Genomic DNA, 22,757 nt, shown 5'->3' on the forward strand with positions numbered 1-22,757 from the left:
CCTTCCTGGGCGCGGATGCAGCCGGCGAAGTAGCGGAAGTGGTCGGCGGCCAGCGGCACGTCGGCATTCAGGGTCTCGCGGACCGCCTTGCCGTTGTCCCAGGTCTCGGTGACGGCCAGCAGTTCCAGGTTCTGCTCGATGCGGTCGGCGATCTTCAGCAGGATGTTGGAACGCTCCTGCACCGAGGTGCGCCCCCAGGCATCGGCCGCGGCGTGGGCGGCGTCCAGGGCGCGCTCGATGTCGGCGGCGTCGGAACGGGGGAACTCGGCGATCACTTCGCCGTTCACCGGCGAGGTGTTGGTGAAGTACTGGCCATTCACCGGCGGGACGAACTCACCGCCGATGTAGTTACCGTAGCGAGACTTGAAGGAAACGATGGCGCCAGGGGTGCCGGGATGCGCGTAGATCATGGAAGCCTCTCTCGTGCTGGATGCGCCTGCAGGCGAGGGGAAGAAGGGGGTATCCCTTAAGGCTTAGCAGAAGATGCACTGCCTGACGGGAGCGCCGATGGGTGGCCGCCCGATCTTTTCCGCCGTGCCGCGGTCGAACGGGGATTCGCAAGCGGCGCACGTCCTGGATTGGGGGCAACAGGCCGAGGCCCGGAAGCCCCGGTCGCTGTGCTAACCTGCGGCAAGATTTTCCGGGCGCCGACGCCCGCTCCAGAGGCCATTCATGCACATCCACATTCTCGGTATTTGCGGCACCTTCATGGGCTCGTTGGCGGTACTCGCCAAGGAGCTCGGCCATCGCGTCACCGGCTCTGACGCCAACGTTTATCCGCCCATGAGCACCCAGCTGGAGGCCCAGGGCATCGAGTTGCTGCAGGGCTACCTGCCCGAACACCTGAATCCGGCGCCGGACCTGGTGGTGATCGGCAACGCCCTGTCGCGTGGCAACCCGGCAGTGGAGTACGTGCTGAACAAAGGGCTGCCCTACGTCAGCGGTCCGCAGTGGCTGGCCGACCATGTGCTGCAGGGCCGCTGGGTGCTGGCGGTGGCCGGCACCCACGGCAAGACCACCACCAGCAGCATGCTGGCCTGGGTGCTGGAGCATGCCGGGATGAGCCCGGGCTTCCTGATCGGCGGAGTGCCGCGCAATTTCGCGGTGTCGGCGCGCCTCGGCGGTACCCCCTTCTTCGTGGTGGAGGCCGACGAGTACGACAGCGCCTTCTTCGACAAGCGCTCCAAGTTCGTCCACTACCGGCCACGGACCGCGATCCTCAATAACCTGGAATACGATCACGCGGACATCTTCCCTGACCTGGCGGCCATCGAGCGGCAGTTCCACCATCTGGTGCGGACCATTCCCGGCGAGGGGCTGATCATCCATCCGCAGGGCGAAGAAGCCCTGCAGCGGGTCATCGCCATGGGCTGCTGGACCCCGGTGCAGACCACCGGCGAAGGCGGCCAGTGGCAAGCGCGACTGCTCAGCGAAGACGGTTCGCGCTTCGAGGTACTCCATGAGGGGACCGTGCAGGGCGTGGTGGACTGGGAACTGAGCGGCCGCCACAACGTCAGTAACGCCCTGGCCTGCCTGGCCGCCGCCCGTCACGTCGGCGTGGTGCCGGAGCTGGGCATCGCCGGGCTGTGCAGTTTCAAGAGCGTCAAGCGGCGCATGGAGAAGGTCGCCGAGGTGCGCGGCATCACCCTCTACGACGACTTCGCCCACCATCCCACCGCCATCGCCACCACCCTGGACGGTCTGCGCAAGCGGGTCGGCGACGCTCCGGTGATCGCGGTGATCGAGCCGCGCTCCAACTCCATGAAGCTCGGCGCCCACCGCGAGGGGCTGGCGGATTCCGTGGCCCAGGCCGACCGGGTGTTCTGGTACGCGCCACCGAACCTCGGCTGGGACCTGGCCGCCACCGTGGCCGGCTCCGGGGTGCCCACCCAGGTGTGCGACTCCCTGGAGGCGATCATCTCCGGGGTCAAGGCCCAGGCCACTCCGGGCAGCCATGTGGTGATCATGAGCAACGGCGGTTTCGGCGGCCTGCACGGCAAGCTGGCTGCGGCGCTGGAGGCGTAGTTCTACTCCTTCTCCCCAGCGGGGAGGGGGAGGCCCTTTCCGGAGAAGGGGCATCTGGATTGACGAGGAGACTTCATGAGCGGTCCCGAACGCATCACCCTGGCGATGACCGGCGCTTCCGGCGCCCAGTACGGCCTGCGCCTGCTCGACTGCCTGATCCAGGAAGATCGCGAGGTGCACTTCCTGATCTCCAAGGCGGCGCAGCTGGTGGTCGCCACCGAGACCGACGTCAGCCTGCCGTCCAAGCCGCAGGCGATGCAGTCCTTCCTCAGCGAGTACACCGGCGCCGCCCCGGGACAGATCCGCGTCTACGGCAAGGAGGACTGGATGGCTCCGGTGGCCTCCGGCTCTGGCGCTCCCGGCGCCATGGTGGTCGTGCCCTGTTCCACCGGCACCCTGTCGGCGATTGCCACCGGCGCCTGCAACAACCTGATCGAGCGCGCCGCCGACGTGGCCCTCAAGGAGCGCCGCCAGCTGATCCTGGTGCCCCGGGAGTCGCCCTACTCGAGCATCCACCTGGAGAACATGCTCAAGCTCTCCAACCTGGGCGCGGTCATAGTGCCGGCCTCGCCGGGCTTCTATCACCAGCCGCAGACCATCGACGACCTGATCGACTTCGTGGTGGCGCGCATCCTCAACCTACTGAACATCCCCCAGGACATGCTGCCGCGCTGGGGCGAGCACCATCAGGTCAGCAGCGATGACTGAGTCCGGCGTGCCTGCTCGCCGATTCCGCGCCCTTGGCCTGGCGCTCGTGGTGCTGCTGCCCGGCTGCGCCACCGTGCGCGCCCTGGATGCCGCCAAGCCCGGCGCGCCCCTGGTGTATGCCGGCACCCGGCTGGACTGGTACGCACTGAACGGCGGCTGCTGCCCGGTGGAGCGCTTTGGCGCCGAGGCGCCCAGGCATGCCGTCCTCGACCTGCCCGGCAGCCTGCTTCTCGACACCCTGCTGCTGCCTTTCTCCCTGGCCGCCGTGCTGGGCATCAGCCTGGGCGTCACTGGCGGCTACTGAGCCTCCGTTGCCGTTCGTTCCCCTGGACGACCCGAGCGTCCGGGCGGGGCGTTCCCGTCCCGGAATCGGCTCGCATTTTCGCGATGGCGGGTTGGCACTACCCAATCATCGACTAGGCTGACCAAAAAAAACACAGCCTTCGTGAGGCAATGGTTATGCCCAGGGCCATCAGGATTTACGTCCGCGTCGTCAACCGGATCAACCTGTACGTCGGGCGCGCCACCATGCTGCTGTTCTTCGTGATGCTCGGCGTGCTGCTCTATTCGTCGATCTCCAAGGGGCTGCACATGCCGGCGATCTGGACGCTGGAGGTCGCCCAGTTCCTGATGGTCGCCTACTTCCTGCTCGGCGGCGGCTACTCCCTGCAGAGCGACGCCCACGTGCGCATGGACCTGCTTTACAGTCGCTGGTCGCCGCGCACCCGGGCCGTGGTGGATGCCTTCACCGGTCTGCTGCTGCTGTTCTACCTGGGGATGCTGCTGTACGGCGGGCTGTCCTCGACCCTGTACGCCATCCAGTACAACGAGACCAGCTATTCCACCTGGTCGCCGTACATGGCGCCGATCAAGATCGTCATGACCCTGGGCGTGGGCCTGATGCTGCTGCAGGCGCTGGCCATCTTCTTCACCGATCTCGCAGCCGCCAAGGGGGAGAGACTGGAATGAGCTACGAGATGATCGCCCTGCTGATGTTCTCCTCGATGATGCTCCTGCTGCTGACCGGCAAGCGGGTGTTCGGGGCCATCGGCTTCGTCGGGGTGCTGGCGGCCCTGCTGCTGTGGGGCGATGGTGGTGCGGAGATGGGCTTCAGCGCGGCCATGAAACTGATGAAATGGTATCCGCTGCTGACCGTGCCGATGTTCATCTACATGGGCTACATCCTCTCCGAGTCCCATGTGGCCGACGACCTCTACCGCATGTTCCACGTCTGGATGGGCCCGCTGCACGGCGGCCTGGCCCTGGGCACCATAGGCCTGATGGTGCTGATCTCGGCGATGAACGGACTGAGCGTGGCCGGCCTGGCCATCGGCGCCACCATCGCCCTGCCGGAGCTGCTGCGCCGCGGCTACGACAAGATCATGGTCACCGGGGTGATCCAGGCCGGCAGTACCCTGGGCATCCTGCTGCCGCCCAGCGTGGTGCTGGTGCTCTACAGCATGATCGCCCGCCAGCCGGTGGGCCAGCTGTGGCTGGCCGGGGTCTTCCCGGGGCTGCTGATGGCCCTGCTGTTCCTCGTCTACATCGCCATCCGTTGCCGCCTGCAGCCGCATCTGGGGCCGCCCTTGCCGGCGGAGGAGCGCCAGCAGATCACCTGGGGGGAGAAGGTCCGCCTGCTGCGCGCCGGGCTGGTGCCGCTGTTCGTGTTCTTCGCCATGAGCGGGCTGTTCCTGATGGGCGTCACCAGCCTGGTGGAAAGCTCCGCGGTGGGGGCCCTGGCTGCCACCCTGGCGGCTTTCGTACGCGGCCGGCTGACCCTCGGGGTGATGAAGGAAACCCTGCGCAAGACCCTGGGCGTCACCTGCATGTTCATGTGGATCATCCTCGCCGCGCTGTGCTTCGGCGCGGTGTTCGACGGCCTGGGCGCGGTCAGGGCGATCGAGGGGCTGTTCGTCGAGGAGATGGGCCTGGGGCCCTGGGAGATCATCATCCTGATGCAGCTGTCGTTCCTGGTTATGGGCATGTTCCTCGACGACACCGCCATGCTGGTCATAGTGGCGCCGCTGTACATCCCCCTGGTGGGGGCGCTGGGCTTCGACCTGGTGTGGTACGGGGTGCTCTACACCATCACTTGCCAGATGGCCTACCTGACCCCGCCGTTCGGCTACAACCTGTTCCTGATGCGCGCCCTGGCACCGCCGGAGGTGACCCTGCGCGACATCTACGTTTCCGTGGTGCCTTTCGTGCTGATCATGGCGCTCGGTCTGGCGCTGATCATGATCTTTCCGCAAATCGCCCTGTGGTTGCCGCAGCGCTACTACGGGCTTGGTTGAGGGGGAAAGGACGCACTTGGGGGGCTTCGCGCCGGGCTGGGCGAAGGCGTGCGTTCATCGTGCATCTGAGTCGACACTTACTGGAGAAGCAGCATGAGTACGAGACGCAAGTTCCTCAAGGACGCTGCCGTCGCCACGGGTGCCGCGGTGGGTACCGCGGCCCTGGGCTCGGCGCACATCTACGCCGCCGAGCCGAAGAAGATCACCTGGCGCCTGCAGACCTACGCCGGGCCGGCCCTGGCCGAGCACGTCATCAAGCCCTCCATCGAGGCCTTCAACAAGGTGGCCAGGGGCGAGATGGAGATCCAGCTCTACACCGCCGACCAGTTGGTGCCCACCGGCGAGCTGTTCCGCGCCATGCAGCGCGGCACCATAGACGCGGTGCAGAGCGACGACGACTCCATCGCGGCGCCGGTGGACGTTTCGGTGTTCGGCGGCTACTTCCCCTTCGCCAGCCGCTACAGCCTGGACATCCCGGTGCTGTTCGAGCAGTACGGCCTGCGCAAGATCTGGGAGGAGGCCTACAGTGAGGTGGAAGGCGTCACCTGGCTGGGTGCTGGGGCCTGGGACCCCTGCAACTTCGCCACCGTGCAGCCGATCCGCAGCCTGGCGGATCTCAAGGGCAAGCGCATCTTCACCTTCCCCACCGCCGGCAAGTTCCTCACCCGCTTCGGGGTGATCCCGGTGACCATCCCCTGGGAGGACGTCGAGGTGGCGGTACAGACCGGCGAGCTGGACGGCATCGCCTGGTGCGGCATCACCGAGTACACCACGGTGGGCTGGGCCAACGTCACCAAGTACTTCCTCACCAACAACATCTCCGGCGCCTGGATCGGCTCCTACTTCGCCAACAGCGAGAAGTGGGAGGCGGTGCCCGAGCACCTGAAGACCCTGTTCAAGCTGTGCATGGACAGCTCCCACTACTACCGGCAGTACTGGTACTGGGGTGGCGAGGCGCAGATCCGCGTGGAGGGCAAGAAACTGGAGCTGACCACCATCCCCGAGGCGGAATGGCGCACGGTGGAGGAGGAGGCCAAGAAGTTCTGGGACGAGATCGCCCAGACCAGTCCACGCTGCAAGCGGGTGGTGGAGATCTTCCGCAAGTACAACGCGCTCATGGCTGAGGCGGGGCCGCCGTACCGCTACAGCTGAGACGGCGGGGGTGGCGCACGGCGGAGCGCCACCCGGCTCGCCCGGGGACGGGCAGCGCGGGCTCAGAGCCCGCCGTCGTCCTCCAGGTCCACGTCCTCGCTGCTGGCCACCAGGGCCTCCAGACACTTGAGGCGATGCTCGCGCTCGCCCTCGGTGAGGATCCAGGTGTCGCTGGCCGCCTCGTAGCGCGCCTTCTCCACCGCCGCGCGGCTGAAGCGCCACTGCCGGCGGGTGCTGCCATCCATGGCCTCGATGCTCAGCAGGTGCTCCGCCTGGTCGCCGCGCAGCTCGAAATGCCAGGCGTAGAGGCCGTCGATCTCCAGCATGTCGGTGGTCTTCAGGGTGGCGAGCAGGGTGTCGGCTTGGCTCATGGTCGGCTCTTCGGACAGGGAATGATGGATCAGTTTACCGCCCCAGGCGGCGCAGCTCATCCGACTCCACCACCCGCACCCCGTCCTGCTCCTCCAGGGCCAGGCGCCACAGCGCGCGGGCCAGGGTGCAGGCGTGAATGCTGCGGTACTTGCCGGGGATCAGCCGCGCCAGCGGCGCCGCCAGCTGTTCGACCAGGCGCGTCTCGCTGCGCTCGCCGAGCAGCAGCGAGGGACGGGCGATGGTCAGCTGCGGCCAGTCCATGGCGCGCAGGGATTCCTCCATCTCGCCCTTGACCCGGTTGTAGAACACCGAGGACCTGGGATCGGCGCCCAGCGCGCTGACCACCAGGAAGTGACGGGCGCCGAGGGCGCGGGCGCGCTGCGCCACGGCCACCACCAGGTCATGGTCGACGGCGCGGAAGGCCTCCTGGGAACCGGCCTGCTTGATGGTGGTGCCCAGGCAACAGAAGGCGATGTCGAGTGGCCCGCCGAGCGTCGGCAGCAGGCTCGGCAGTTCGCCTTGCGGATTGTCCAGGCGGGGGTGTTCGGCCAGCGGGCGGCGCGTCGGGGCCAGCACGCGAAGGACCGTGGGTTCGCTGAGCAGACGGTCGAGCAGGTGTTCGCCGGTCAGCCCGGTGGCGCCGGCGAGCAGGATTCGTTGTGGCGTCAGATACATGGAGGACTCCCCCTATCCGTTACCAGCAAGCTTAGAAGCTAAGGACGCGGCTTGCCGACGGCCAGGGTGCCCATGGCTTCGCGCGCCTGGTTCTCGCGCAGCTGCCGCCAGCGTTGCAGGACACCCTGCGGTGCCCAGATCTGCGGTTCTGAGGGCTCGAAGCCGTCGCTTCTTTCGCGCTCGGCGATCAGCTCGCGGGCTCGCTGGAAGGCCCGCTCCAGATCGTCGGTCTCGTTCAGTGCCTGGCCGAAGAAGGCCTTGCCGAAGTAGGTGAAGTCGTTCTCCTCCGAGCAGCCGAAGGACACCCGGTCGGCGCGCGCCGCGGTGATCACCAGGGTGCGTTCGTCCTTGAGACCGGGCAGGAAGCCGCCGGAATAGCAGGCGGAGATCACCACCACCTTGTCGCGTTCGCGCAGCGGCGCGAGCAACTCGGCCAGCTCGGCGGCCGGCAGGTCGGCCAGGGCCAGGCGTGGCTGGTCGAGGACCAGCTCGTGGCCGGGGCTGCCGTGGCTGGTCAGGTAGATGAAGATCAGATCCTCCGCACCGCTGCGTTCGGCCAGGGTCTGCACGGCGCGGCGCAGGTTCTCGCGGGTGGCCAGTGGTCGGTCGACCAGGTGGTCGCGGTGGTTGACCAGGGTGATCTGGCCGAAGGCGCCGAAGCGTTGGCGCAGCAGCCGGCTGACGTAGTCTGCCTCGCGGAGGAACACGCTCTGCTTGCCGTCGCCGGCCAGGCTCAGGCTGTACAGCTCCAGCGCCGGGGTGGAGGCGGGCAGGGCGGCGAGGCTCGCGTCGAGCAGCGCGCCCTGGCGCAGCAGGCCGAGCTCCAGCGGGTCGGGTAGCGGGCGGTCCTGCTCGTCGCGGACGCGCTGGCCCTCGCGCCAGAGGCCGCCCAGCACGCTGCCGTCGGCGCGACTGAGCCTGCCCCGGCCGTGGAACTGGCCCTCGGCGAAGTGACCCTCGTAGACGCTGCCGTCAGGCTGGCGCAGGACGCCTTCGCCGTGGAACAGCCAGTCGCGGAAGTGGCCCTGGTAGTGGCTGCCGTCGGCGCCGAGGAATTCGCCCAGGCCGTTCAGTGCGCCGTCCCTGAACTCGCCGCTCCAGATGTCGCCCGCGGCGCTCTGGTAGCGGCCCTTGCCGGCGAACTGGTCATCGACGAAGGTGCCGCTGTACTGGTCGCCTTCCTGGCTCTGGTAGGTGCCCTGACCGTTCAGCCGGCCGTTCCTGAAGGAGCCGGCGAACTGGCTGCCGTCGCTGTCGATGCGCACCCCGGTGCCGTTGGGCTGGCCGTTGCTGAACTGGCCCTGGAAGCTGCTGCCGTCGTCGCGCTCCAGCTTGCCGAGACCGTTGAACTGATCATTGCGGAATTCGCCCTGGTAGCGAGAGCCGCTCTGCTCAAGGCGCCCCAGGCCGTGCATCCGGCCGTTCTCGAAGGCGCCCTGGTAGCGGGTGCCGTTGCCGTAGGTAAGGGTGCCGTTGCCGTGGAACAGGCCACGGCGGAACTCGCCGACGTAGCGTTCGCCGTTGGGCCCGTGCCACTCGCCGGGGCCGTCGAGCAGGCCGTCCTTGAAATGTCCCTCGAACCAGCTGCCGTTGGCGTAATCCAGGCGCCCCGGGCCCTGCAGCAGGCCGTCGACGATCTGCCCGCGGTAGCGGCCGCCGTCGGGCAGCAGGGCATCGGGCGGAGTCAGGGGGTCGCCTTCGCCGCAGGCGGCGAGTAGCAGGACGAGGAGGCAGGGAACGAGCAGACGGGGCATGGTGGAAAGCCGTTACCGGTCGGGAAATGCCGGAAGTATGCCCCAGAAAGGCGACGGGGCGCGCCTGGCGCCCCGTCTTGGGCCGTGCTCCGTTCAGACGAAGCAGAGGGCCAGGGTCTCGGCGACGAAGGCCGGCTTGGCCTGGCCCTCGATTTCCAGGGTGCAGCGGTTCTTCAGCAGCCACTGGCCGGGGTTCTTCTCGGTGACCTCGAGCAGGGTCATGGCCAGGCGCACCCGCGAGTCGACCGGCACCGGCTGGATGAAGCGCAGGCTGTCGAGGCCGTAGTTGACGCCCATCTTCATGCCCTGCGGGAGCACCGCAAGGTTCTCGCTGAGCTTCGGAATCAGCGACAGGGACAGGAAGCCGTGAGCGATGGTGGTGCCGAAGGGGGTCAGTCTGGCCTTTTCCGGATCCACGTGGATGAACTGGTGGTCCCCGGTGCACTCGGCGAACTGGTCGATGCGCGCCTGATCGATGGTCAGCCAGTCGGAATGACCGAGATCCTTGCCGATGTAGTTGTTCAGTTCGGAAACGGGTACGAACGGCATGCTGCCTCCTTGCCTGGGCGGTGCGTTGTTGTTGTGGAGCCTGGCCCGGCCAACCTCAGCACGGGCGATTGCGGTGGTCAAGCCGTCATCCATGCTGCAAATGCCCTGCCATGGATGCCGCCTGCCTATAATGGGGCTCTGCCCGCTCCCGGGGGAGGCGGGCATCGTTCCGGAGGTATCCCGATGCTGTTACGTGGCCTGACCTGGCTGGTGTTCTTCCAGCTGCTGGGTACGGTGCTCAATGTGCTGCTTTTGCCCATGCTGCCGGGGCCGATCATCGGCCTGGTGCTGCTGCTGGTGTTCCTCAAGCTGCGCGGCGAGGTGGGCGAGCCGTTGCAGCAGGCCGCGTCCAGCCTGCTGCGCTACCTGCCGCTGCTGCTGGTGCCGCCGGCGGTGGGTGTGATGGCCTACGCGAAGGACATCGCCGCCGACTTCTGGGCGGTGATGGGCTCGCTGATCCTCTCGCTGCTGCTCGCGGTGGCGTTCATCGGCTGGCTGATGCAGAAGCTGATCGACCGCCAGGCGCGGCACAGGAGCGAGCCATGAGTCTCGACTGGGCGGGCGCCTGGCAGGCGCTGATCCACCATCCGCTGTTCGGCATCGGCATAACCCTGGCGGCCTATCAGCTGTCCCTGGCCGCCTACGAGAGGACCCGCTGGGTGTTCCTCCAGCCGGTGCTGGTGTCCATGCTGCTGGTGATCCTAGTGCTGCTCGCCTGCAACATCGACTTCCCCGAGTACCGCGCCAGCGTGCAGACCCTCACGGTGCTGCTCGGGCCGACCACGGTGGCCCTGGCAGTGCCGCTGTTCCTCAACCTCCGGCGCATTCGCCAGCTGTTCTGGCCGATCCTGGTGACCCTGCTGGTCGGCGGGGTGGCGGCCACCGGGCTCGGCGTGCTGCTCGCCTGGCTGTTCGGCGGCGAGCACCTGATGCTGATGAGCCTGCTGCCGAAGTCGGTGACCTCGCCGATCGCCATGCTGGTGGCCGACCAGATCGGCGGAATTGCCGCCCTGGCCGCGGTATTCGTGATGATCACCGGGGTGCTCGGCGCCATCTGTGGTCCGGCGGTACTGCGCCTGTGCGGCGTGCGCCATCCGGCTGCGCAGGGCATGGCGCTGGGCATCACCGCCCATGCGGTGGGCACCTCGCGGGCCCTGCAGGAGGGCGAGGAATGCGGGGCCTTCGCGGCGCTGGGCATGAGCCTGATGGGCGTCGCCAGCGCGGTGCTGCTGCCGCTGCTGATGGCGCTGATCGTCTGAGGCGCCCCGGTGCAGACCCAGACTCTATGCTTGCTATGACCGGTCCATGCAGGAAGTCCCCATGAAGCTGCCGCTGTTCCCCCTCAATACCGTGCTGTTCCCCGGCTGCACCCTCGACCTGCAGATCTTCGAGGCGCGCTACCTGGACATGCTCGGCCGCTGCATGAAGCAGGGTAGCGGTTTCGGCGTGGTGGCCATCATCGAGGGCCAGGAGGTCGGCAAGGCCGCCCAGCGCTTCGCCGGGATCGGCTGCGAGGCGCAGATCCGCGACTGGCAGCAGCTGGCCAACGGCATGCTCGGCATCCGCGTCGAGGGCGGCCGGCGCTTCCGTGTGCTGGACGCCGAGGTACAGCGCGACCAGCTCACCGTGGCCGAGGTGGCCTGGCTGGAGGAGCCGGCGGACCAGCCGCTGCTCGCCGAACAGGCCGACCTGGCAGCGCTGCTCGCGGCCCTCGCCGAGCACCCGATGGTCTCCGAGCTGGGCATGGGCGGGGTGGTGAGCAGCCAGCAGGCGCTGGCCAACCAGCTGGCCTACCTACTGCCGTTCTCCCTGCTGCACAAGCTGGAGCTGCTCAGCCTGGACACTCCCGCTGAGCGCCTGGGGCGTCTGCAGCGGCTGATCGAGCAGCTGCAGGACGGCCAGCCGGCCTGAGCCCTATTCCTCACGGGGCTTCCAGTTAGCCAGCAGGCTGTCGAACAGGCTGTCGATCAGCGCCGGGGTGTCCTGCAGCGGATCGAAGGAGCGCGGGTCGCGCAGCCAGTCGGTGAACAGCCCGATCAGCATGGCGTGCAGGGCGCGCGCGGCGAGCGGCGGGCTGATCCCCGGGCGCAGCCGCCCGCCGGCGTGGGCGTGGCGGAAGATGTTCTCGCAGAGCGCGATGAACTGCTCGATGAAGGTGTTGTGGCGTTCCTCGGCCTCGCGCAGCTCGTCGGTGAACTCGCAGCGGTGCAGCAGGATGGTGAAGATGCGCCGCTTCTGCTCGTCGCGGGCCAGGTCCTCGAGGGCCTCGATGCACATGTCGCGCAGCGCACGCAGCGAGTCGCAGGCGTTCTCGCCGCCGAGCCGGGCGGTGAGGATCTCCGGCGGCAGGCGCACCTGGTTGAGCATCTCGTTGAACAGGTGGGCCTTGTTCTGGAAGTGCCAGTAGACCGCTCCGCGGGTCACCCCGGCGTGCCGGGCGATGGTTTCCAGGCTGGTGTGCGCCACGCCCCGTTCTAGGAACAGTACCTCGGCGGCCTGCAGGATCGCGTGTCGGGTCTTCTCGGCATCTTCTTTGGTTCGGCGCATGGCGGCGGGCGGTTTACTGACTAGTCCTGGCAGGGAGTTTACAGACTTTATCTCTCCGGCAGTTCGGGCGGCTGTGGCGAGCCTGGCAGTCCGCGCGGGCCGAGGGCTTGGGGCAGGCTGACAGTCCGGCTATGCTGTCCGCCCCATCCGTCACGGATCCTCCATGAACTTCCGTCTCCTGCTGATTCTCGGTGCCCTCAGCGCATTCGGCCCGCTGGCCGTGGACATGTACCTGCCGAGCTTTCCGAGCCTGGCCGCGGCCTTTGCCACCGACATCGAACATGTGCAGTTGAGCCTGGCGGTGTACTTTGCCGGCCTGGCCCTCGGCCAGCTGTTCTACGGCCCGCTGGCCGACCGCATCGGCCGCCGTCTGCCGCTGCTCGCCGGGGTGGCGCTGTTCACCCTGGCCTCGCTGGGCTGCGCCCTGGCGCCGAGTCTGGAATGGCTGATCGCTGCGCGTTTCGTGCAGGCTCTCGGCGGCTGCGCGGGCATGGTGGTGACCCGTGCGGTGGTGCGCGACCTCTGTGACCCCATCGCCTCGGCCAAGGTGTTCTCGCAGATGATGCTGGTGATGGGCCTGGCGCCGATCCTGGCGCCGCTGATGGGCGGCCTGCTGCTGAAGACGGGCGGCTGGCAGTGGATCTTCCTCGCCCTGAGCCTGTTCAGCGCCCTCTGCGGCCTGGCGGTGGCGCTCTGGCTGCCGGAGACCATGCCGGCGGAGCAACCCAGGGCGCCTCTACGCGGCGCCCTGGGCCGCTACCGCCGGCTGTTCGGCGACGGCATCTTCCTCGGCCACGCGCTCACCGGCGGCCTGGTGATGGGCGGGATGTTCGCCTACATCTCCGGCTCGCCGTTCCTGTTCATCGAGCTCTACGGGGTGCCGGCGGAACACTACGGCTGGCTGTTCGGCCTCAACGCCCTGGGCTTCGTGCTGGTCAGCCAGCTCAACGCCCGTCTGCTGCACTGGCGCGGTCCGGACTTCTGGCTGCGGCGGGTGATCTGGATCTACCTGGGCGCCGCTCTGGCGACCCTGGGCCTGGCGCTGCACCAGCCGGCACAGCTCTGGCCGCTGGCGCTGCCGCTGTTCGGTGGCATCGCCTGCCTGGGCGCCATCCTGCCCAACACCACCGCCTGCGCAATGGCCGGGCAGGGGCAGAACGCCGGAGTGGCCTCGGCGCTGCTCGGTTCGCTGCAGTTCTGTATCGCCGCCGGCAGCTCGGCGCTGGTCGGTGTTCTGCACGACGGTAGTGCGGCCCCCATGGGCGAGGCCATCGGCCTCTGCGCACTGGCCGCGTTCGCCGTGGCCTGGCTGACCCGCCGCCTGGAGCTGCGCCAGGGACGCCTCTGAACGGCCGCGGCGCCAGGCGCCAGGTGTACGCAGGCGTCGAGACCGTCGGGGCCGGCCGAACGCCGATCTTCACGGCGGGCCTTCTCCCGTGGGCTCGGGGAGCGTCCCGCGCAGTCCCATACCCGCTCCGGCCCGGCGCACTGGCCGGCCACCGACTTCGGCGAAGAAGGGGAACGGCCGAGGGCGGTCGCCCCCGGCCGGTGCGGCGCTGCTCAGAAGCCTTCCAGGACGATCTTGCCCTTGGCCTTGCCGCTTTCTAGCAGGGCGTGGGCGCGGCGCAGGTTGGCCGCCTCGATGCGTCCGAAGTGCTCGGCCAGGGTGGAGCGGATCACCCCGCGGTCCACCAGTTGGGCGACCCGCTGCAGCAGGCGGTGCTGCTCGATCATGTCCGAGGTCTGGAACAGCGAGCGGGTGAACATCAGCTCCCAGTGCAGCGACAGGCTCTTGCGCTTGAGCTTGAGCACGTCCAGCCCATCCGGATCGTCGATCAGGCCCAGCTTGCCCTGGGGCTCCAGGGCCTCGACGATCTGCTCGAGATGCTGGTCGGTGTGGGTCAGGCTGGCCACGTGGCTCACCGCGCCGAGTCCCAGCTGGCGGAGTTCCGCGGCCAGCGGCTGGCTGTGGTCGATTACGTGGTGGGCGCCCAGCTCGCGCACCCAGTCGCGGGTTTCCGGCCGCGAGGCGGTGCCGATCACGGTCAGTCCGGTGAGCTGGCGGGCCAACTGGGTGAGGATGGAGCCGACCCCGCCGGCGGCACCGACGATCAGCAGGCTCTGCCCGGTCGGCGCCTGGCCCTCGGCGATGCCCAGACGGGTGAACAGCAGTTCCCAGGCGGTGATCGCGGTCAGCGGCAGAGCGGCCGCCTGGGCGAAGTCCAGGCTTGCCGGCATGGGGCCGACGATGCGCTCGTCCACCACGTGCAACTCGCTGTTGGCGCCGGGGCGGTCCAGGGCTCCGGCGTAGAACACCCGGTCACCGGGGCGGAACAGACTCACCTCGGCGCCCACCGCGCGGACCACGCCGGCCACGTCCCAGCCCAGCACCTTGGCCTGGCCGGGCTCCGGGGCGACGCCGCGGCGCACCTTGGTGTCCACCGGGTTGACCGAGATGGCGCGAACCTCCACCACCAGATCGCGCGGGCCGGGCTGCGGCTCGGGTAGCTCGACGTCCTGCAGGGAGCGGGGATCGGCGATGGGCAGGGACTGGTAATAGGCGACGGCTTTCATGGCGACCTCCTGGGATGGCATGCCGTGGTTGGGAGTGGCCATGCTGGTCTTTCTCGCTGGCAAGAAAAAGCGGCGGGAGATAGAGTCTCTTTCAACGTAATTTTGAAAATCCTCCCATGCTGCGCCTCGACGACCTGGAGCTCTTCGTCCGCACCGCCGACACCGGCAGCCTGTCCGCCGCCGCGCGTGCCCTGGATGTGTCCCCGGCGGTGGCCAGCGCCGCCCTCAAGCGCCTGGAGCAGGCCCTGGAGGTGCGCCTGCTGGTGCGTTCCACGCGCAGCCTGCGGCTCACCGCCGAGGGTGAGCAGTTCCTCGCCCATGCCCGCGCCGCCCTGCGCAGCCTGGAGGAGGGCCGCGGCCTGCTGGCCGGCGGCAAGACGGCGATCAGCGGCGAGCTGCGCCTGGCCGCGCCCTCGGACTTCGGCCGCAACGTGCTGCTGCCCTGGCTGGACGCCTTCCAGGCCGAGCACCCGCAGCTTCGCGTGCGGCTGCTGCTCGGCGACCGGGTCAGCGACCTGTTCCGCCAGCCTGCGGACATCGCCCTGCGCTACGGCATCCCCGACGACTCCAGCCTGGTGGCGCTGCCCCTGGCGCCAGCCAACCGTCGGGTGCTGTGCGGCGCGCCCGGCTACTTCGCCTGCCACCCGGCGCCACGTCAGCCGGATGAGCTGCGCGAGCACAACTGCCTGCTGTTCATGCTCGGCGAGCGGGTCCATGACCGATGGCACTTCTACCGGGGGCGCCGCGAGGCCAGCGTGACGGTGCGCGGCGACCGCAGCAGCGACGACGCCGACGTGGTGCGCCGCTGGGCGGTGGCCGGACGCGGGCTGGTCTACAAGTCCTGGCTGGACGTGGCCGGCGACGTTCAGGCCGGGCGCCTGCAGCTGGAGCTGGTCGACTACCAGGGCGAGCCGGCCCCGCTCAACCTGATCTGCACCCACCGCGCCCAACTGACCCGCCCGGTGCGCCTGTTGCGCGATTTCCTGCAGGCGCGCTGTGCCGAACTGCTTGCCGCCGCGCCCTGGTAGCGCAGACTGCGACAACCCGGTCGTTCTCAAAGGCGCCGGCGCGCTGCTAGAGTCCGGACATCGACCTGAGGGATGCCATGTCGTCCACCTTCGCCCACCGCCCATCGCCGACCGTCTGGATGCTGTACTTCAGCGTCCTCCTTGGCGTGCTTCTCTGCGGCCTCGGCCACGGGCAGATGCAGGGTCTCCGGCTGAATGGCGTCGGCGGCACCTTCTGCTCTCTGACCGAGCCGAACCGCCCGGCCCCGACTCCGGCCGTCGGCGGCGCGCTGGACGAACGGTTCGCTGTCGCCAGCTTCGACTGCCCGCTGTGCGCCAGCCCGGGCCTCGTCCCGGCGCTGCCTCTGGCCCTGTGCTGGCCGCGTGCCGCCAGCCCGCTGCGCGGCCGGCAGTGCGACAAGGCGTCGCCGCGCCACGTCTGGCCATCGGCCAATCCCCGCGCTTCTCCTGCCGGCTGACTCGCCACCTGCCCGACCCGTTCGGACCATTTCCGAGTCATTCGTTTGCAAGGAGAACCTTCATGAACTTTGCCAAGATCCTGCTGCTCGCCGCCCTGCTCGTGCCCTGCGGCCCGCTGTTCGCTCACCAGTACCAGGCCGGGGAGCTGCATATCGACCATCCCTGGTCGCGGGAGATGCCGCCCAGCGCGCCGACCGCCGCCGCCTATTTCGTGATCCAGAACCGGGGCGCCGAGGCCGACCGCCTGCTCGGCGTGGCGACCCCGGCGGCTGGCAGGGCCGAGCTGCACGAGCACGTGCACGTCGGCGGGATGATGAAGATGCAGCCGGTGGCCAGCGTGGCGGTTCCCGCTCACGGCGAGGTGCGCTTCGCCCCCGGCGGCTACCACGTGATGCTCTTCGAGCTGCCCCGGCAGTTCCGCGACGGCGAACGCTTTCCGCTCACCCTGCGCTTCGAGAAGGCCGGCGAGGTCGAAGTGGCGGTGGCGGTGCAGAAGGACGCCCCCGCCGCGGCCCCGCACGGCCATGACCAGGGCGCCGGCCATGACCACTGAGTGAGGCTCAGCGCCGTCGGTTGCCCAGCCAGTCCAGCATGCCCAGCCCGGCGGCGCGGCCGCTGGCGAAGCAGGCAGTGAGCAGGTAGCCGCCGGTGGGCGCCTCCCAGTCGAGCATCTCCCCGGCGCAGAACACCCCCGGCAACTCGCGCAGCATCAGGCGTTCGTCGAGGGCCTCGAAGGGGACCCCACCGGCGCTGCTGATCGCCTCGTCCAGCGGCCGCGGACGCAGCAGGCGCAGCGGCAAGGCCTTGATGGCCGCCGCCAGGCGCGTCGGATCGGCGCGGGTCGCGGTATCGCTCAGCTCGCGCAGCAGCCCGGCGCGCACCCCGTCGAGGCCCAGCCGGCCGCGCAGGTGGTTGCTCAGCGACTTGCTGCCGCGCGGCTTGCGCAGCGCCGCCTCGACCTGCTCCAGGCTCTTCTGCGGCAGCAGGTCGAGGCGCACGGTGGCGCTGCCGCCGCGGGCGATGCGCTCGCGGATCTCCGCCGACAGGGCATACACCAGGCTGCCTTCCACCCCGTGCGCGGTGATCACGAACTCGCCTTGGCGCGGCGTACCGTCCTCCAGGGCGATGCTCACCGGCTTGACCGGCGCCCCGGCGAAGCGCTCGGCGAAGGTCGTGCTCCACCCGGCCACCTCGAAGCCGCAGTTGCTCGGGCGCAGCGGCGCTACGGGAATGCCGCGTGCTTCCAGCAGAGGCACCCAGGCACCGTCCGAACCGAGCCGCGCCCAGCTGCCGCCGCCCAGGGCCAGCAGGGTGGCCTCGCTCGCTATCGAGCGTTCGCCCTCCGGGGTGGCCAGGCGCAGGCTGCCGTCCGGCTGCCAGCCCAGCCAGCGGTGCCGGGTGTGGATGTTCACCCCCAGTTCGCGCAGCCGGCGCAGCCATGCGCGCAGCAGCGGCGCGGCCTTCATGTCGGAGGGGAACACCCGTCCGGAGCTGCCCACGAAGGTGGCGATGCCCAGGCCGTGGATCCACTCGCGCAGAGCGGCGGCGTCGAAGTCGGCGAGCAGTGCGGCGATCTGTGCCTGGCGCTCCCCGTAGCGGGCGAGGAAGCGCTCCCTGGCCTCGGCATGGGTGATGTTCATCCCGCCCACCCCGGCGAGCAGGAACTTGCGCCCCACCGAGGGCATGGCGTCGTAGAGGTCCACCGTGGCGCCGCCGCGAGCCAGTACCTCGGCGGCCATCAGCCCGGCGGGGCCGCCGCCGATGATGGAGGTGCGCAGGGTCGAGGACGGGGCGGTATGAGGCATGGGGCTGGCATCCGGACGAAGGGGCGGCCATGTTACCGCGCCTGTAGCAGTGTGTCGCAGTGACAGGGCCGGGCGATGCCGGCAGCATGGCGGATGCGTTCCGTGCGCAGACACGGACGTTCCCCAGCCTCGCCTGCGTGCCCAGTGGAAACAGCGAGGACGCCCATGAGCATCACATCCGCCGACATCTGTCAGGCCGCCGACGCCCTGCGTGGCTGCGTCGGCTTCAACCGCAAGACCAGCCGCTACATCGTGCGCTTCAGCGAGGACGCCTTCGGCATGGAGGTCGCCGAGGACAGCATCGTCCCGGCCAGTGAGTTCGTCTGGCGCGAGCATACGCCCGGGGTCATGGTCCTGGCCCGCGAGCATCTGCGGGTGCTGCTGGACATGAACATCAACGAGCGTCTCAACGTCAGCGAACCGCTCCTGATCTACATGCGCCGCGAGGACCTGCCGGAGATCCTCGCCCAGCGCACCCTGTGCCGCTCGCCCTGAGCACTTGCCTCGTCAGGCGAACTCGGCCCGGACGCGCGCCGCGGCGTGGTGCAGCAGGCCGTGGCGCCGGGCCAGCGCCTGGCGGTCCTTGTCGTAGCCGCCGCCGATCAGCCCCGCCACGGGAATCTCCCGGGTCAGGCAGTGGCGCAGCACCGTCGCGTCGCGGTCGGCGATGCCGGCGTCGCTGAGCTGCAGCAGGCCGAGGGCGTCATCGCGGTGCACGTCCACTCCAGCGTCGTAGAGCACCAGGTCCGGCTGGTAGAGGGGCAGCAGGTAACTCAGGGTGTCGTCCACCACCTTCAGGTAGTCGGCGTCGCCCATGCCCACCGGCAGGGGGATGTCCCAGTCGCTGCGGGCCTTGCGCGCCGGGAAGTTCTTTTCGCAGTGCAGCGAGACGGTGACGGCCTCGGGCACGTCTTCCAGCAGCCGCGCGGTGCCGTCGCCCTGGTGCACGTCGCAGTCGAAGATCAGCACCCGGTCCACCTTGCCGGCTTCCAGCAGGTAGCGGGCGACGATTGCCAGGTCGTTGAAGATGCAGAAGCCCGAGGCGTGGTCGTAGTGGGCATGGTGGGTGCCGCCGGCCAGGTGGCAGGCCAGGCCGTGCTCCAGGGCCAGCTCGGCGGCCAGCAGCGAGCCGCCCACCGCGCGCACCGTGCGCCGCGCCAGGGCTTCGCTCCACGGCAGGCCGAGGCGGCGCAGCTCGGCGGCATCCAGTTCGCCGTTCAGGAAGCGCGCGACGTAGGCCGGGCAGTGGGCCAGTTCGAGGATCTCCCGCGGGCAGGGTTCGGGGCGCAGCAGTTCGGCGTCGCGGGTCAGGCCGCTGGCCACCAGATGGTCGCGCAGCAGGCGGAACTTCTCCATGGGAAAACGGTGTCCGGCAGGGAAGGGTGGGCTGTAGTCGTCGTGGTAGACCAGCGGCAGGGGCATACAATGAAGGCTCCGGGGCGATGCCCGGAGTATGACCGAGATGCCCCGGAGTGCCGAGATGGTCGAGCCGATCGAACTGCAACGCCCCCGCCTGTGGCTACGCCGCTGGCGCGCCGAGGACCTGCCGGCGCTGGCCGCGCGGGTGTCTTTCAGCACCGCCGGCAATGAGCGCGCGCGTCGGCTGATGGAGGCCATCGGCCTGCGCCGCGATCCGCCCGGCGACTTCCTGCATCCGCGCCTGTCGGACGGCCGTCCGCTGCGTCCCCATCCGCTCTACCGGCTGTGCCGCGAGGATTGGGAGGCCGCCCATGGATGAGCCGCGCGCCTACCATGAGCTCAGCAAGCATCGCCCGGAGCGCTTCGCCCCCGGCCCCGGGCACCTCGACTGGGCCACCCAGCCGGCGCCTTTCCGCCGCTATGCCGGGGCCCGGCTGATCGAGCTGTGGCACCGCCCGCTGGAGGAGTCGCCGCGCTACGACGCGGTGTTTGCCGGTCCAGTCGGTGCTCCGGCACCGCTCGATCGCTCCAGCGTCTCCCAGCTGCTCTACGACAGCCTGGCGCTCTCCGCCTGGAAGGCGGCCGGCGGCAGCCGCTGGGCGCTGCGGGTCAACCCGTCGTCCGGCAATCTGCACCCCACCGAGGCCTACCTGCTGCTGCCGCCCGGTGCCCTGGAGGAGCAGGGGCTGCTGGTCCACTACGCGCCGGACGCCCATGCCCTGGAGGTGCGCGCCGAGCTGCCGGCGCCCCTAGGCGAGCAGTTGCGCGCGGCCCTGCCGGCCGGCGGCCTGCTCCTCGGCCTGGCCAGCATTCCCTGGCGCGAGGCCTGGAAGTACGGCGAGCGAGCCTACCGCTACTGCCAGCACGACCTCGGCCACGCCCTGGCCTGTCTGGCCATCGCCGCCAGCGCCCTGGGCTGGCAGGTGCGCCTGCTGCGTGGCATCGCCGAGGCGCGTCTGGACGGCCTGCTCGGCCTGGACCGCGCAGGCTTCGCGGAGGCCGAGTGGGCCGATTGCCTGCTGTGGATCGGCCCGTCGCAGGACGCCGAGCCGCGCCTGCCCGAGGCGCTGCTCGCGGGCCTTGCCGCCCTCGACCTGCAGGGCCTGCCGAACCGCCTGTCGCGCCACTATCGCGACTGGCCGGAGCTGGCACGCATCCACGCCTGGTGCCGCGCTCCGGCCCTGCCGCCGCTGCTCTGGACGCATTCGCCCGCGCTGGTGCGCGAGGACAACCCCGGCCTGCCGCTGCGCCCGCTGCTGCACCGCCGGCGCAGCGCACAGGCCATGGACGGCCGCAGCGGCATCCAGGTGGAGCTGTTGCGTGCCTGGCTGCGCCGCCTGCTGCCGGAACACTCGCCGGTGCCCTTCGCCCTGACTGGCGAGCCGCCGCGGGTGGATCTGCTGCTCTTCGTCCACCGTGTCGCGGGGCTGGCGCCCGGGCTGTACTGGCTGGGGCGCTGCGAGGACCGCCCGCAGGCGCTGCGCGAGGATTTCCTCTGGCAGCGCCTGGACGGCGAGCTGCCGCTCTACCGCCTGCTGGAAGGCGATGCCCGGCAACTCGCCGGGTTCCTCTCCTGCGGCCAGGAGATCGCCGCCGACGGCTGCCTGGCGGTGGCCATGCTGGCGCGCTTCGATGCGGCCCTGGCGGTCGGCCCCTGGGGCTATCCGCGGCTGTACTGGGAATGCGGGCAGATCGGTCAACTGCTCTACCTGGAGGCCGAGGCGGCCGGGCTGTCCGGCACCGGGATCGGCTGCTTCTTCGACGATGCCCTGCACGAATTGCTCGGAATTGCCGACAGCCGCTGGCAAAGCCTTTACCATTTCACCCTTGGCCGGGCGGTATGGGACGGGCGCCTGACGTCCCTGCCGGCCTATCAACAACTTCGAAGATCGCCGAAGAGCGGTAGCGCAGAGGAGACGTAGTCGGATGAGTCGCGTGCTGGATGATCTGGTGGCCTTGCTGAGCCTGGAATCCATCGAGGAAAACCTGTTCCGGGGCGCCAGCCAGGACCTGGGCTTCCGTCAGCTGTTCGGTGGCCAGGTGCTCGGCCAGTCGCTGTCCGCCGCCAGCCAGACGGTGGAGGAGGCCCGTCACGTGCATTCCCTGCACGGCTACTTCCTGCGTCCCGGCGACGCCAGCCTGCCGGTGGTCTACAACGTCGACCGGGTGCGCGACGGCGGCAGCTTCAGCACCCGGCGGGTCACCGCCATCCAGAAGGGCAAGCCGATCTTCTTCTGTAGCGCCTCCTTCCAGTACGAGGAGGAGGGTTTCGCCCACCAGCTGAGCATGCCCGAGGTGCCGGCGCCGGAGAGCCTGCCCACCGAGCTGGAGATCATGCAGCGCAACGCCGAGCGGATTTCCGAGCGGGTGCGCGACAAGCTGCTCTGCGCCAAGCCCATCGAGATCCGCCCGGTGACCGCCCACAACCCCTACGACCCGGCCCCCGGCGAGCCGGTCAAGTATGTGTGGTTCCGCGCCGACGGCAGGCTGCCGGACGTCCCGGCGCTGCACAAGTACATCCTCGCCTATGCCTCGGACTTTGGGTTGCTGACCACCTCGCTGCTGCCCCACGGCGTGTCCATCTGGGATAGGTTCATGCAGGTGGCCAGCCTCGACCACGCGCTGTGGTTCCACCGCGACCTGCGCGCCGACGACTGGCTGCTCTACGCCATGGATAGCCCCTGGAGCGGCAACGCCCGCGGCTTCGCCCGCGGCAGCATCTTCAACCGTCAGGGGCAGTTGGTCGCCTCGGTGGCCCAGGAAGGTCTGATCCGCAAGCGCGAGGACTGGCAGTGAAACTGCGCCAGGCCCGCCACTGGGTGTTCGACATGGATGGCACCCTGACTGTGGCGGTGCACGACTTCGCGGCCATCCGCCGTGCTCTGGGGATTCCCGCCGAGCAGGACATCCTCCACCACCTGGCCGCGCTGCCCGAGGCGGAGGCGGCGGCCAAGCACGCCTGGCTGCTGGAGCACGAGCGCGAGCTGGCGATCGGCTCGCAGCCGGCGCCCGGCGCCGTGGCGCTGGTCCGCGAGCTGCACGAGCGCGGCTGCCGGCTCGGCATCCTGACCCGCAACGCCCACGAGCTGGCGCTGCTGACCCTGAGCGCCATCGGCCTCGGCGACTGCTTCGCCAGCTGCGATGTGATCGGTCGCGGCGAGGCGCCGCCCAAGCCGGATCCGGCCGGGCTGCTGCGCTTGGCCGGGCAGTGGGGCGTGGCGGCGGAGGAGTTGGTGATGGTCGGCGACTACCGCTTCGACCTGGAGTGCGCGCGGGCCGCCGGGGCCTACTCGGTGCTGGTCAACCTGGCGGAGAACCCCTGGCCGGAGCTTAGCGACGCCTTCGCGCGGGACTGCGCGGAACTTCTGGCGATGCTATGAACGGCAGCCGGGCTGC

At 69.5% G+C, this 22,757-nt stretch carries 27 protein-coding genes; 18 read left to right on the forward strand and 9 right to left on the reverse strand.

What is annotated here, in order from left to right:
• A partial coding sequence (locus H165_RS18650) for an aldehyde dehydrogenase family protein (protein WP_040640661.1) occupies positions 1-410 on the reverse strand: 410 nt, incomplete at its 3' end.
• Between the two features lie 262 nt (positions 411-672).
• Between H165_RS18650 and mpl the strand changes: the two genes are divergently transcribed.
• The 6 genes from mpl to H165_RS0114900 all read left to right on the forward strand — a co-directional run bounded on the left by mpl (position 673) and on the right by H165_RS0114900 (position 6,179).
• Positions 673-2,025: a UDP-N-acetylmuramate:L-alanyl-gamma-D-glutamyl-meso-diaminopimelate ligase gene (gene mpl, locus H165_RS0114875; protein WP_017939737.1), complete on the forward strand. Its 1,353-nt coding sequence runs from the start codon at positions 673-675 to the stop codon at positions 2,023-2,025.
• Between the two features lie 75 nt (positions 2,026-2,100).
• Positions 2,101-2,733, forward strand: coding sequence for a flavin prenyltransferase UbiX (gene ubiX, locus H165_RS0114880; protein WP_017939738.1), 633 nt, complete (start codon positions 2,101-2,103; stop codon positions 2,731-2,733).
• The gene (locus H165_RS0114885; RefSeq protein WP_017939739.1) at positions 2,726-3,037 is read left to right on the forward strand and encodes a YceK/YidQ family lipoprotein; all 312 of its coding nucleotides are present in this window, start codon (positions 2,726-2,728) and stop codon (positions 3,035-3,037) included. The genes ubiX and H165_RS0114885 overlap by 8 nt, the downstream gene beginning before the upstream one ends.
• Positions 3,038-3,192: 155 nt before the next feature.
• Positions 3,193-3,702: a TRAP transporter small permease subunit gene (locus H165_RS0114890; protein WP_017939740.1), complete on the forward strand. Its 510-nt coding sequence runs from the start codon at positions 3,193-3,195 to the stop codon at positions 3,700-3,702.
• The gene (locus H165_RS0114895; RefSeq protein ID WP_017939741.1) at positions 3,699-5,027 is read left to right on the forward strand and encodes a TRAP transporter large permease; all 1,329 of its coding nucleotides are present in this window, start codon (positions 3,699-3,701) and stop codon (positions 5,025-5,027) included. Before H165_RS0114890 ends, H165_RS0114895 begins: the two co-directional genes overlap by 4 nt.
• Before the next feature lie 93 nt (positions 5,028-5,120).
• Positions 5,121-6,179 carry a TRAP transporter substrate-binding protein gene (locus tag H165_RS0114900; RefSeq protein ID WP_017939742.1) on the forward strand — a complete coding sequence of 353 codons (1,059 nt, stop codon included), beginning with the start codon at positions 5,121-5,123 and terminating at the stop codon, positions 6,177-6,179.
• A gap of 62 nt (positions 6,180-6,241) precedes the next feature.
• Here the strand turns inward: H165_RS0114900 and H165_RS0114905 are convergent, their stop codons facing one another.
• The 4 genes from H165_RS0114905 to H165_RS0114920 form a co-directional block, all read right to left on the reverse strand.
• The gene (locus H165_RS0114905; RefSeq protein WP_026146659.1) at positions 6,242-6,550 is read right to left on the reverse strand and encodes a DUF5629 family protein; all 309 of its coding nucleotides are present in this window, start codon (positions 6,548-6,550) and stop codon (positions 6,242-6,244) included.
• A 34-nt stretch (positions 6,551-6,584) separates the two neighbouring features.
• The gene (locus H165_RS0114910; RefSeq protein WP_017939744.1) at positions 6,585-7,226 is read right to left on the reverse strand and encodes an oxidoreductase; all 642 of its coding nucleotides are present in this window, start codon (positions 7,224-7,226) and stop codon (positions 6,585-6,587) included.
• Between the two features lie 38 nt (positions 7,227-7,264).
• Complete coding sequence (locus H165_RS0114915; RefSeq protein WP_017939745.1) at positions 7,265-8,980, reverse strand: C13 family peptidase; 1,716 nt, start codon at positions 8,978-8,980, stop codon at positions 7,265-7,267.
• Positions 8,981-9,073: 93 nt separating this feature from the next.
• Positions 9,074-9,529, reverse strand: a complete 456-nt coding sequence (locus H165_RS0114920) for a MaoC family dehydratase (RefSeq protein WP_017939746.1) — start codon at positions 9,527-9,529, stop codon at positions 9,074-9,076.
• Positions 9,530-9,712: 183 nt separating this feature from the next.
• Here H165_RS0114920 and H165_RS0114925 point away from each other — a divergent pair, with 183 nt between their 5' ends.
• From H165_RS0114925 to H165_RS0114935, 3 genes are all read left to right on the forward strand, one after another.
• Positions 9,713-10,075: a CidA/LrgA family protein gene (locus H165_RS0114925; RefSeq protein WP_017939747.1), complete on the forward strand. Its 363-nt coding sequence runs from the start codon at positions 9,713-9,715 to the stop codon at positions 10,073-10,075.
• Positions 10,072-10,788, forward strand: a complete 717-nt coding sequence (locus H165_RS0114930; protein ID WP_017939748.1) for an LrgB family protein — start codon at positions 10,072-10,074, stop codon at positions 10,786-10,788. Before H165_RS0114925 ends, H165_RS0114930 begins: the two co-directional genes overlap by 4 nt.
• Before the next feature lie 61 nt (positions 10,789-10,849).
• Positions 10,850-11,440 carry an LON peptidase substrate-binding domain-containing protein gene (locus tag H165_RS0114935; protein ID WP_017939749.1) on the forward strand — a complete coding sequence of 197 codons (591 nt, stop codon included), beginning with the start codon at positions 10,850-10,852 and terminating at the stop codon, positions 11,438-11,440.
• Between the two features lie 3 nt (positions 11,441-11,443).
• On the opposite strand, the gene H165_RS0114940 is transcribed toward H165_RS0114935, so the two are convergent.
• Positions 11,444-12,076, reverse strand: a complete 633-nt coding sequence (locus H165_RS0114940; RefSeq protein ID WP_017939750.1) for a TetR family transcriptional regulator — start codon at positions 12,074-12,076, stop codon at positions 11,444-11,446.
• Positions 12,077-12,239: 163 nt separating this feature from the next.
• On the opposite strand from H165_RS0114940, the gene H165_RS0114945 reads away from it, so the two are divergent.
• The gene (locus H165_RS0114945; RefSeq protein WP_017939751.1) at positions 12,240-13,424 is read left to right on the forward strand and encodes a multidrug effflux MFS transporter; all 1,185 of its coding nucleotides are present in this window, start codon (positions 12,240-12,242) and stop codon (positions 13,422-13,424) included.
• Positions 13,425-13,636: 212 nt separating this feature from the next.
• Here the strand turns inward: H165_RS0114945 and H165_RS0114950 are convergent, their stop codons facing one another.
• Positions 13,637-14,650 carry a zinc-binding alcohol dehydrogenase family protein gene (locus H165_RS0114950; RefSeq protein WP_017939752.1) on the reverse strand — a complete coding sequence of 338 codons (1,014 nt, stop codon included), beginning with the start codon at positions 14,648-14,650 and terminating at the stop codon, positions 13,637-13,639.
• A 116-nt stretch (positions 14,651-14,766) separates the two neighbouring features.
• Between H165_RS0114950 and H165_RS0114955 the strand changes: the two genes are divergently transcribed.
• The 3 genes from H165_RS0114955 (at position 14,767) to H165_RS0114965 (ending at position 16,690) form a co-directional block, all read left to right on the forward strand.
• Positions 14,767-15,678 (forward strand): LysR family transcriptional regulator, encoded by a 912-nt coding sequence (locus tag H165_RS0114955; protein WP_017939753.1) that lies wholly within the window; start codon positions 14,767-14,769, stop codon positions 15,676-15,678.
• 77 nt (positions 15,679-15,755) lie between these two features.
• On the forward strand, positions 15,756-16,136 hold the full coding sequence (locus H165_RS0114960; RefSeq protein WP_017939754.1) for a DUF2946 family protein: 381 nt from the start codon (positions 15,756-15,758) through the stop codon (positions 16,134-16,136).
• Between the two features lie 62 nt (positions 16,137-16,198).
• Positions 16,199-16,690: a copper chaperone PCu(A)C gene (locus tag H165_RS0114965; protein ID WP_017939755.1), complete on the forward strand. Its 492-nt coding sequence runs from the start codon at positions 16,199-16,201 to the stop codon at positions 16,688-16,690.
• A 7-nt stretch (positions 16,691-16,697) separates the two neighbouring features.
• Here H165_RS0114965 and H165_RS0114970 read toward each other — a convergent pair whose 3' ends face one another.
• The gene (locus H165_RS0114970; RefSeq protein WP_017939756.1) at positions 16,698-17,942 is read right to left on the reverse strand and encodes a TIGR03862 family flavoprotein; all 1,245 of its coding nucleotides are present in this window, start codon (positions 17,940-17,942) and stop codon (positions 16,698-16,700) included.
• Positions 17,943-18,107: 165 nt separating this feature from the next.
• On the opposite strand from H165_RS0114970, the gene H165_RS0114975 reads away from it, so the two are divergent.
• Positions 18,108-18,437 carry a DUF2025 family protein gene (locus tag H165_RS0114975; RefSeq protein WP_017939757.1) on the forward strand — a complete coding sequence of 110 codons (330 nt, stop codon included), beginning with the start codon at positions 18,108-18,110 and terminating at the stop codon, positions 18,435-18,437.
• 12 nt (positions 18,438-18,449) lie between these two features.
• On the opposite strand, the gene H165_RS0114980 is transcribed toward H165_RS0114975, so the two are convergent.
• Positions 18,450-19,364 (reverse strand): histone deacetylase family protein, encoded by a 915-nt coding sequence (locus H165_RS0114980; RefSeq protein WP_017939758.1) that lies wholly within the window; start codon positions 19,362-19,364, stop codon positions 18,450-18,452.
• 58 nt (positions 19,365-19,422) lie between these two features.
• Here H165_RS0114980 and H165_RS18655 point away from each other — a divergent pair, with 58 nt between their 5' ends.
• From H165_RS18655 to H165_RS0115000, 4 genes are read left to right on the forward strand one after another with little or no spacing between them, the layout of a single operon-like run.
• Positions 19,423-19,680, forward strand: a complete 258-nt coding sequence (locus H165_RS18655) for a hypothetical protein (RefSeq protein ID WP_026146660.1) — start codon at positions 19,423-19,425, stop codon at positions 19,678-19,680.
• Complete coding sequence (locus H165_RS0114990) at positions 19,673-21,283, forward strand: SagB/ThcOx family dehydrogenase (protein WP_017939760.1); 1,611 nt, start codon at positions 19,673-19,675, stop codon at positions 21,281-21,283. Before H165_RS18655 ends, H165_RS0114990 begins: the two co-directional genes overlap by 8 nt.
• A 4-nt stretch (positions 21,284-21,287) precedes the next feature.
• Positions 21,288-22,157, forward strand: coding sequence for an acyl-CoA thioesterase II (gene tesB, locus H165_RS0114995; protein WP_017939761.1), 870 nt, complete (start codon positions 21,288-21,290; stop codon positions 22,155-22,157).
• Positions 22,154-22,741 carry an HAD family hydrolase gene (locus tag H165_RS0115000; protein ID WP_017939762.1) on the forward strand — a complete coding sequence of 196 codons (588 nt, stop codon included), beginning with the start codon at positions 22,154-22,156 and terminating at the stop codon, positions 22,739-22,741. The genes tesB and H165_RS0115000 overlap by 4 nt, the downstream gene beginning before the upstream one ends.
• Positions 22,742-22,757 lie beyond the last annotated feature (16 nt).

Source organism: Pseudomonas thermotolerans DSM 14292 (genome assembly GCF_000364625.1).
Classification (GTDB): Bacteria; Pseudomonadota; Gammaproteobacteria; order Pseudomonadales; family Pseudomonadaceae; genus Aquipseudomonas; species Aquipseudomonas thermotolerans.

Excerpts from the sequence above, each read along its gene's own strand:
- H165_RS18655 (WP_026146660.1), top strand. The coding sequence starts at position 19,423 with ATGGTCGAGCCGATCGAACTGCAACGCCCCCGCCTGTGGCTACGCCGC.
- ubiX (WP_017939738.1), top strand. The coding sequence starts at position 2,101 with ATGAGCGGTCCCGAACGCATCACCCTGGCGATGACCGGCGCTTCCGGC.
- H165_RS0114890 (WP_017939740.1), top strand. The coding sequence starts at position 3,193 with ATGCCCAGGGCCATCAGGATTTACGTCCGCGTCGTCAACCGGATCAAC.
- H165_RS0114925 (WP_017939747.1), top strand. The coding sequence starts at position 9,713 with ATGCTGTTACGTGGCCTGACCTGGCTGGTGTTCTTCCAGCTGCTGGGT.
- H165_RS0114975 (WP_017939757.1), top strand. The coding sequence starts at position 18,108 with ATGAGCATCACATCCGCCGACATCTGTCAGGCCGCCGACGCCCTGCGT.
- H165_RS0114915 (WP_017939745.1), bottom strand. The coding sequence starts at position 8,980 with ATGCCCCGTCTGCTCGTTCCCTGCCTCCTCGTCCTGCTACTCGCCGCC.
- H165_RS0114930 (WP_017939748.1), top strand. The coding sequence starts at position 10,072 with ATGAGTCTCGACTGGGCGGGCGCCTGGCAGGCGCTGATCCACCATCCG.
- H165_RS0114905 (WP_026146659.1), bottom strand. The coding sequence starts at position 6,550 with ATGAGCCAAGCCGACACCCTGCTCGCCACCCTGAAGACCACCGACATG.
- H165_RS0114980 (WP_017939758.1), bottom strand. The coding sequence starts at position 19,364 with ATGCCCCTGCCGCTGGTCTACCACGACGACTACAGCCCACCCTTCCCT.
- tesB (WP_017939761.1), top strand. The coding sequence starts at position 21,288 with ATGAGTCGCGTGCTGGATGATCTGGTGGCCTTGCTGAGCCTGGAATCC.
- H165_RS0114960 (WP_017939754.1), top strand. The coding sequence starts at position 15,756 with ATGTCGTCCACCTTCGCCCACCGCCCATCGCCGACCGTCTGGATGCTG.
- H165_RS0114885 (WP_017939739.1), top strand. The coding sequence starts at position 2,726 with ATGACTGAGTCCGGCGTGCCTGCTCGCCGATTCCGCGCCCTTGGCCTG.
- H165_RS0114965 (WP_017939755.1), top strand. The coding sequence starts at position 16,199 with ATGAACTTTGCCAAGATCCTGCTGCTCGCCGCCCTGCTCGTGCCCTGC.
- H165_RS0114990 (WP_017939760.1), top strand. The coding sequence starts at position 19,673 with ATGGATGAGCCGCGCGCCTACCATGAGCTCAGCAAGCATCGCCCGGAG.
- H165_RS0114935 (WP_017939749.1), top strand. The coding sequence starts at position 10,850 with ATGAAGCTGCCGCTGTTCCCCCTCAATACCGTGCTGTTCCCCGGCTGC.
- H165_RS0114895 (WP_017939741.1), top strand. The coding sequence starts at position 3,699 with ATGAGCTACGAGATGATCGCCCTGCTGATGTTCTCCTCGATGATGCTC.
- H165_RS0114910 (WP_017939744.1), bottom strand. The coding sequence starts at position 7,226 with ATGTATCTGACGCCACAACGAATCCTGCTCGCCGGCGCCACCGGGCTG.
- H165_RS0114955 (WP_017939753.1), top strand. The coding sequence starts at position 14,767 with ATGCTGCGCCTCGACGACCTGGAGCTCTTCGTCCGCACCGCCGACACC.
- H165_RS0114940 (WP_017939750.1), bottom strand. The coding sequence starts at position 12,076 with ATGCGCCGAACCAAAGAAGATGCCGAGAAGACCCGACACGCGATCCTG.
- H165_RS0114945 (WP_017939751.1), top strand. The coding sequence starts at position 12,240 with ATGAACTTCCGTCTCCTGCTGATTCTCGGTGCCCTCAGCGCATTCGGC.
- H165_RS0114920 (WP_017939746.1), bottom strand. The coding sequence starts at position 9,529 with ATGCCGTTCGTACCCGTTTCCGAACTGAACAACTACATCGGCAAGGAT.
- H165_RS0114950 (WP_017939752.1), bottom strand. The coding sequence starts at position 14,650 with ATGAAAGCCGTCGCCTATTACCAGTCCCTGCCCATCGCCGATCCCCGC.
- H165_RS0114970 (WP_017939756.1), bottom strand. The coding sequence starts at position 17,942 with ATGCCTCATACCGCCCCGTCCTCGACCCTGCGCACCTCCATCATCGGC.
- mpl (WP_017939737.1), top strand. The coding sequence starts at position 673 with ATGCACATCCACATTCTCGGTATTTGCGGCACCTTCATGGGCTCGTTG.
- H165_RS0114900 (WP_017939742.1), top strand. The coding sequence starts at position 5,121 with ATGAGTACGAGACGCAAGTTCCTCAAGGACGCTGCCGTCGCCACGGGT.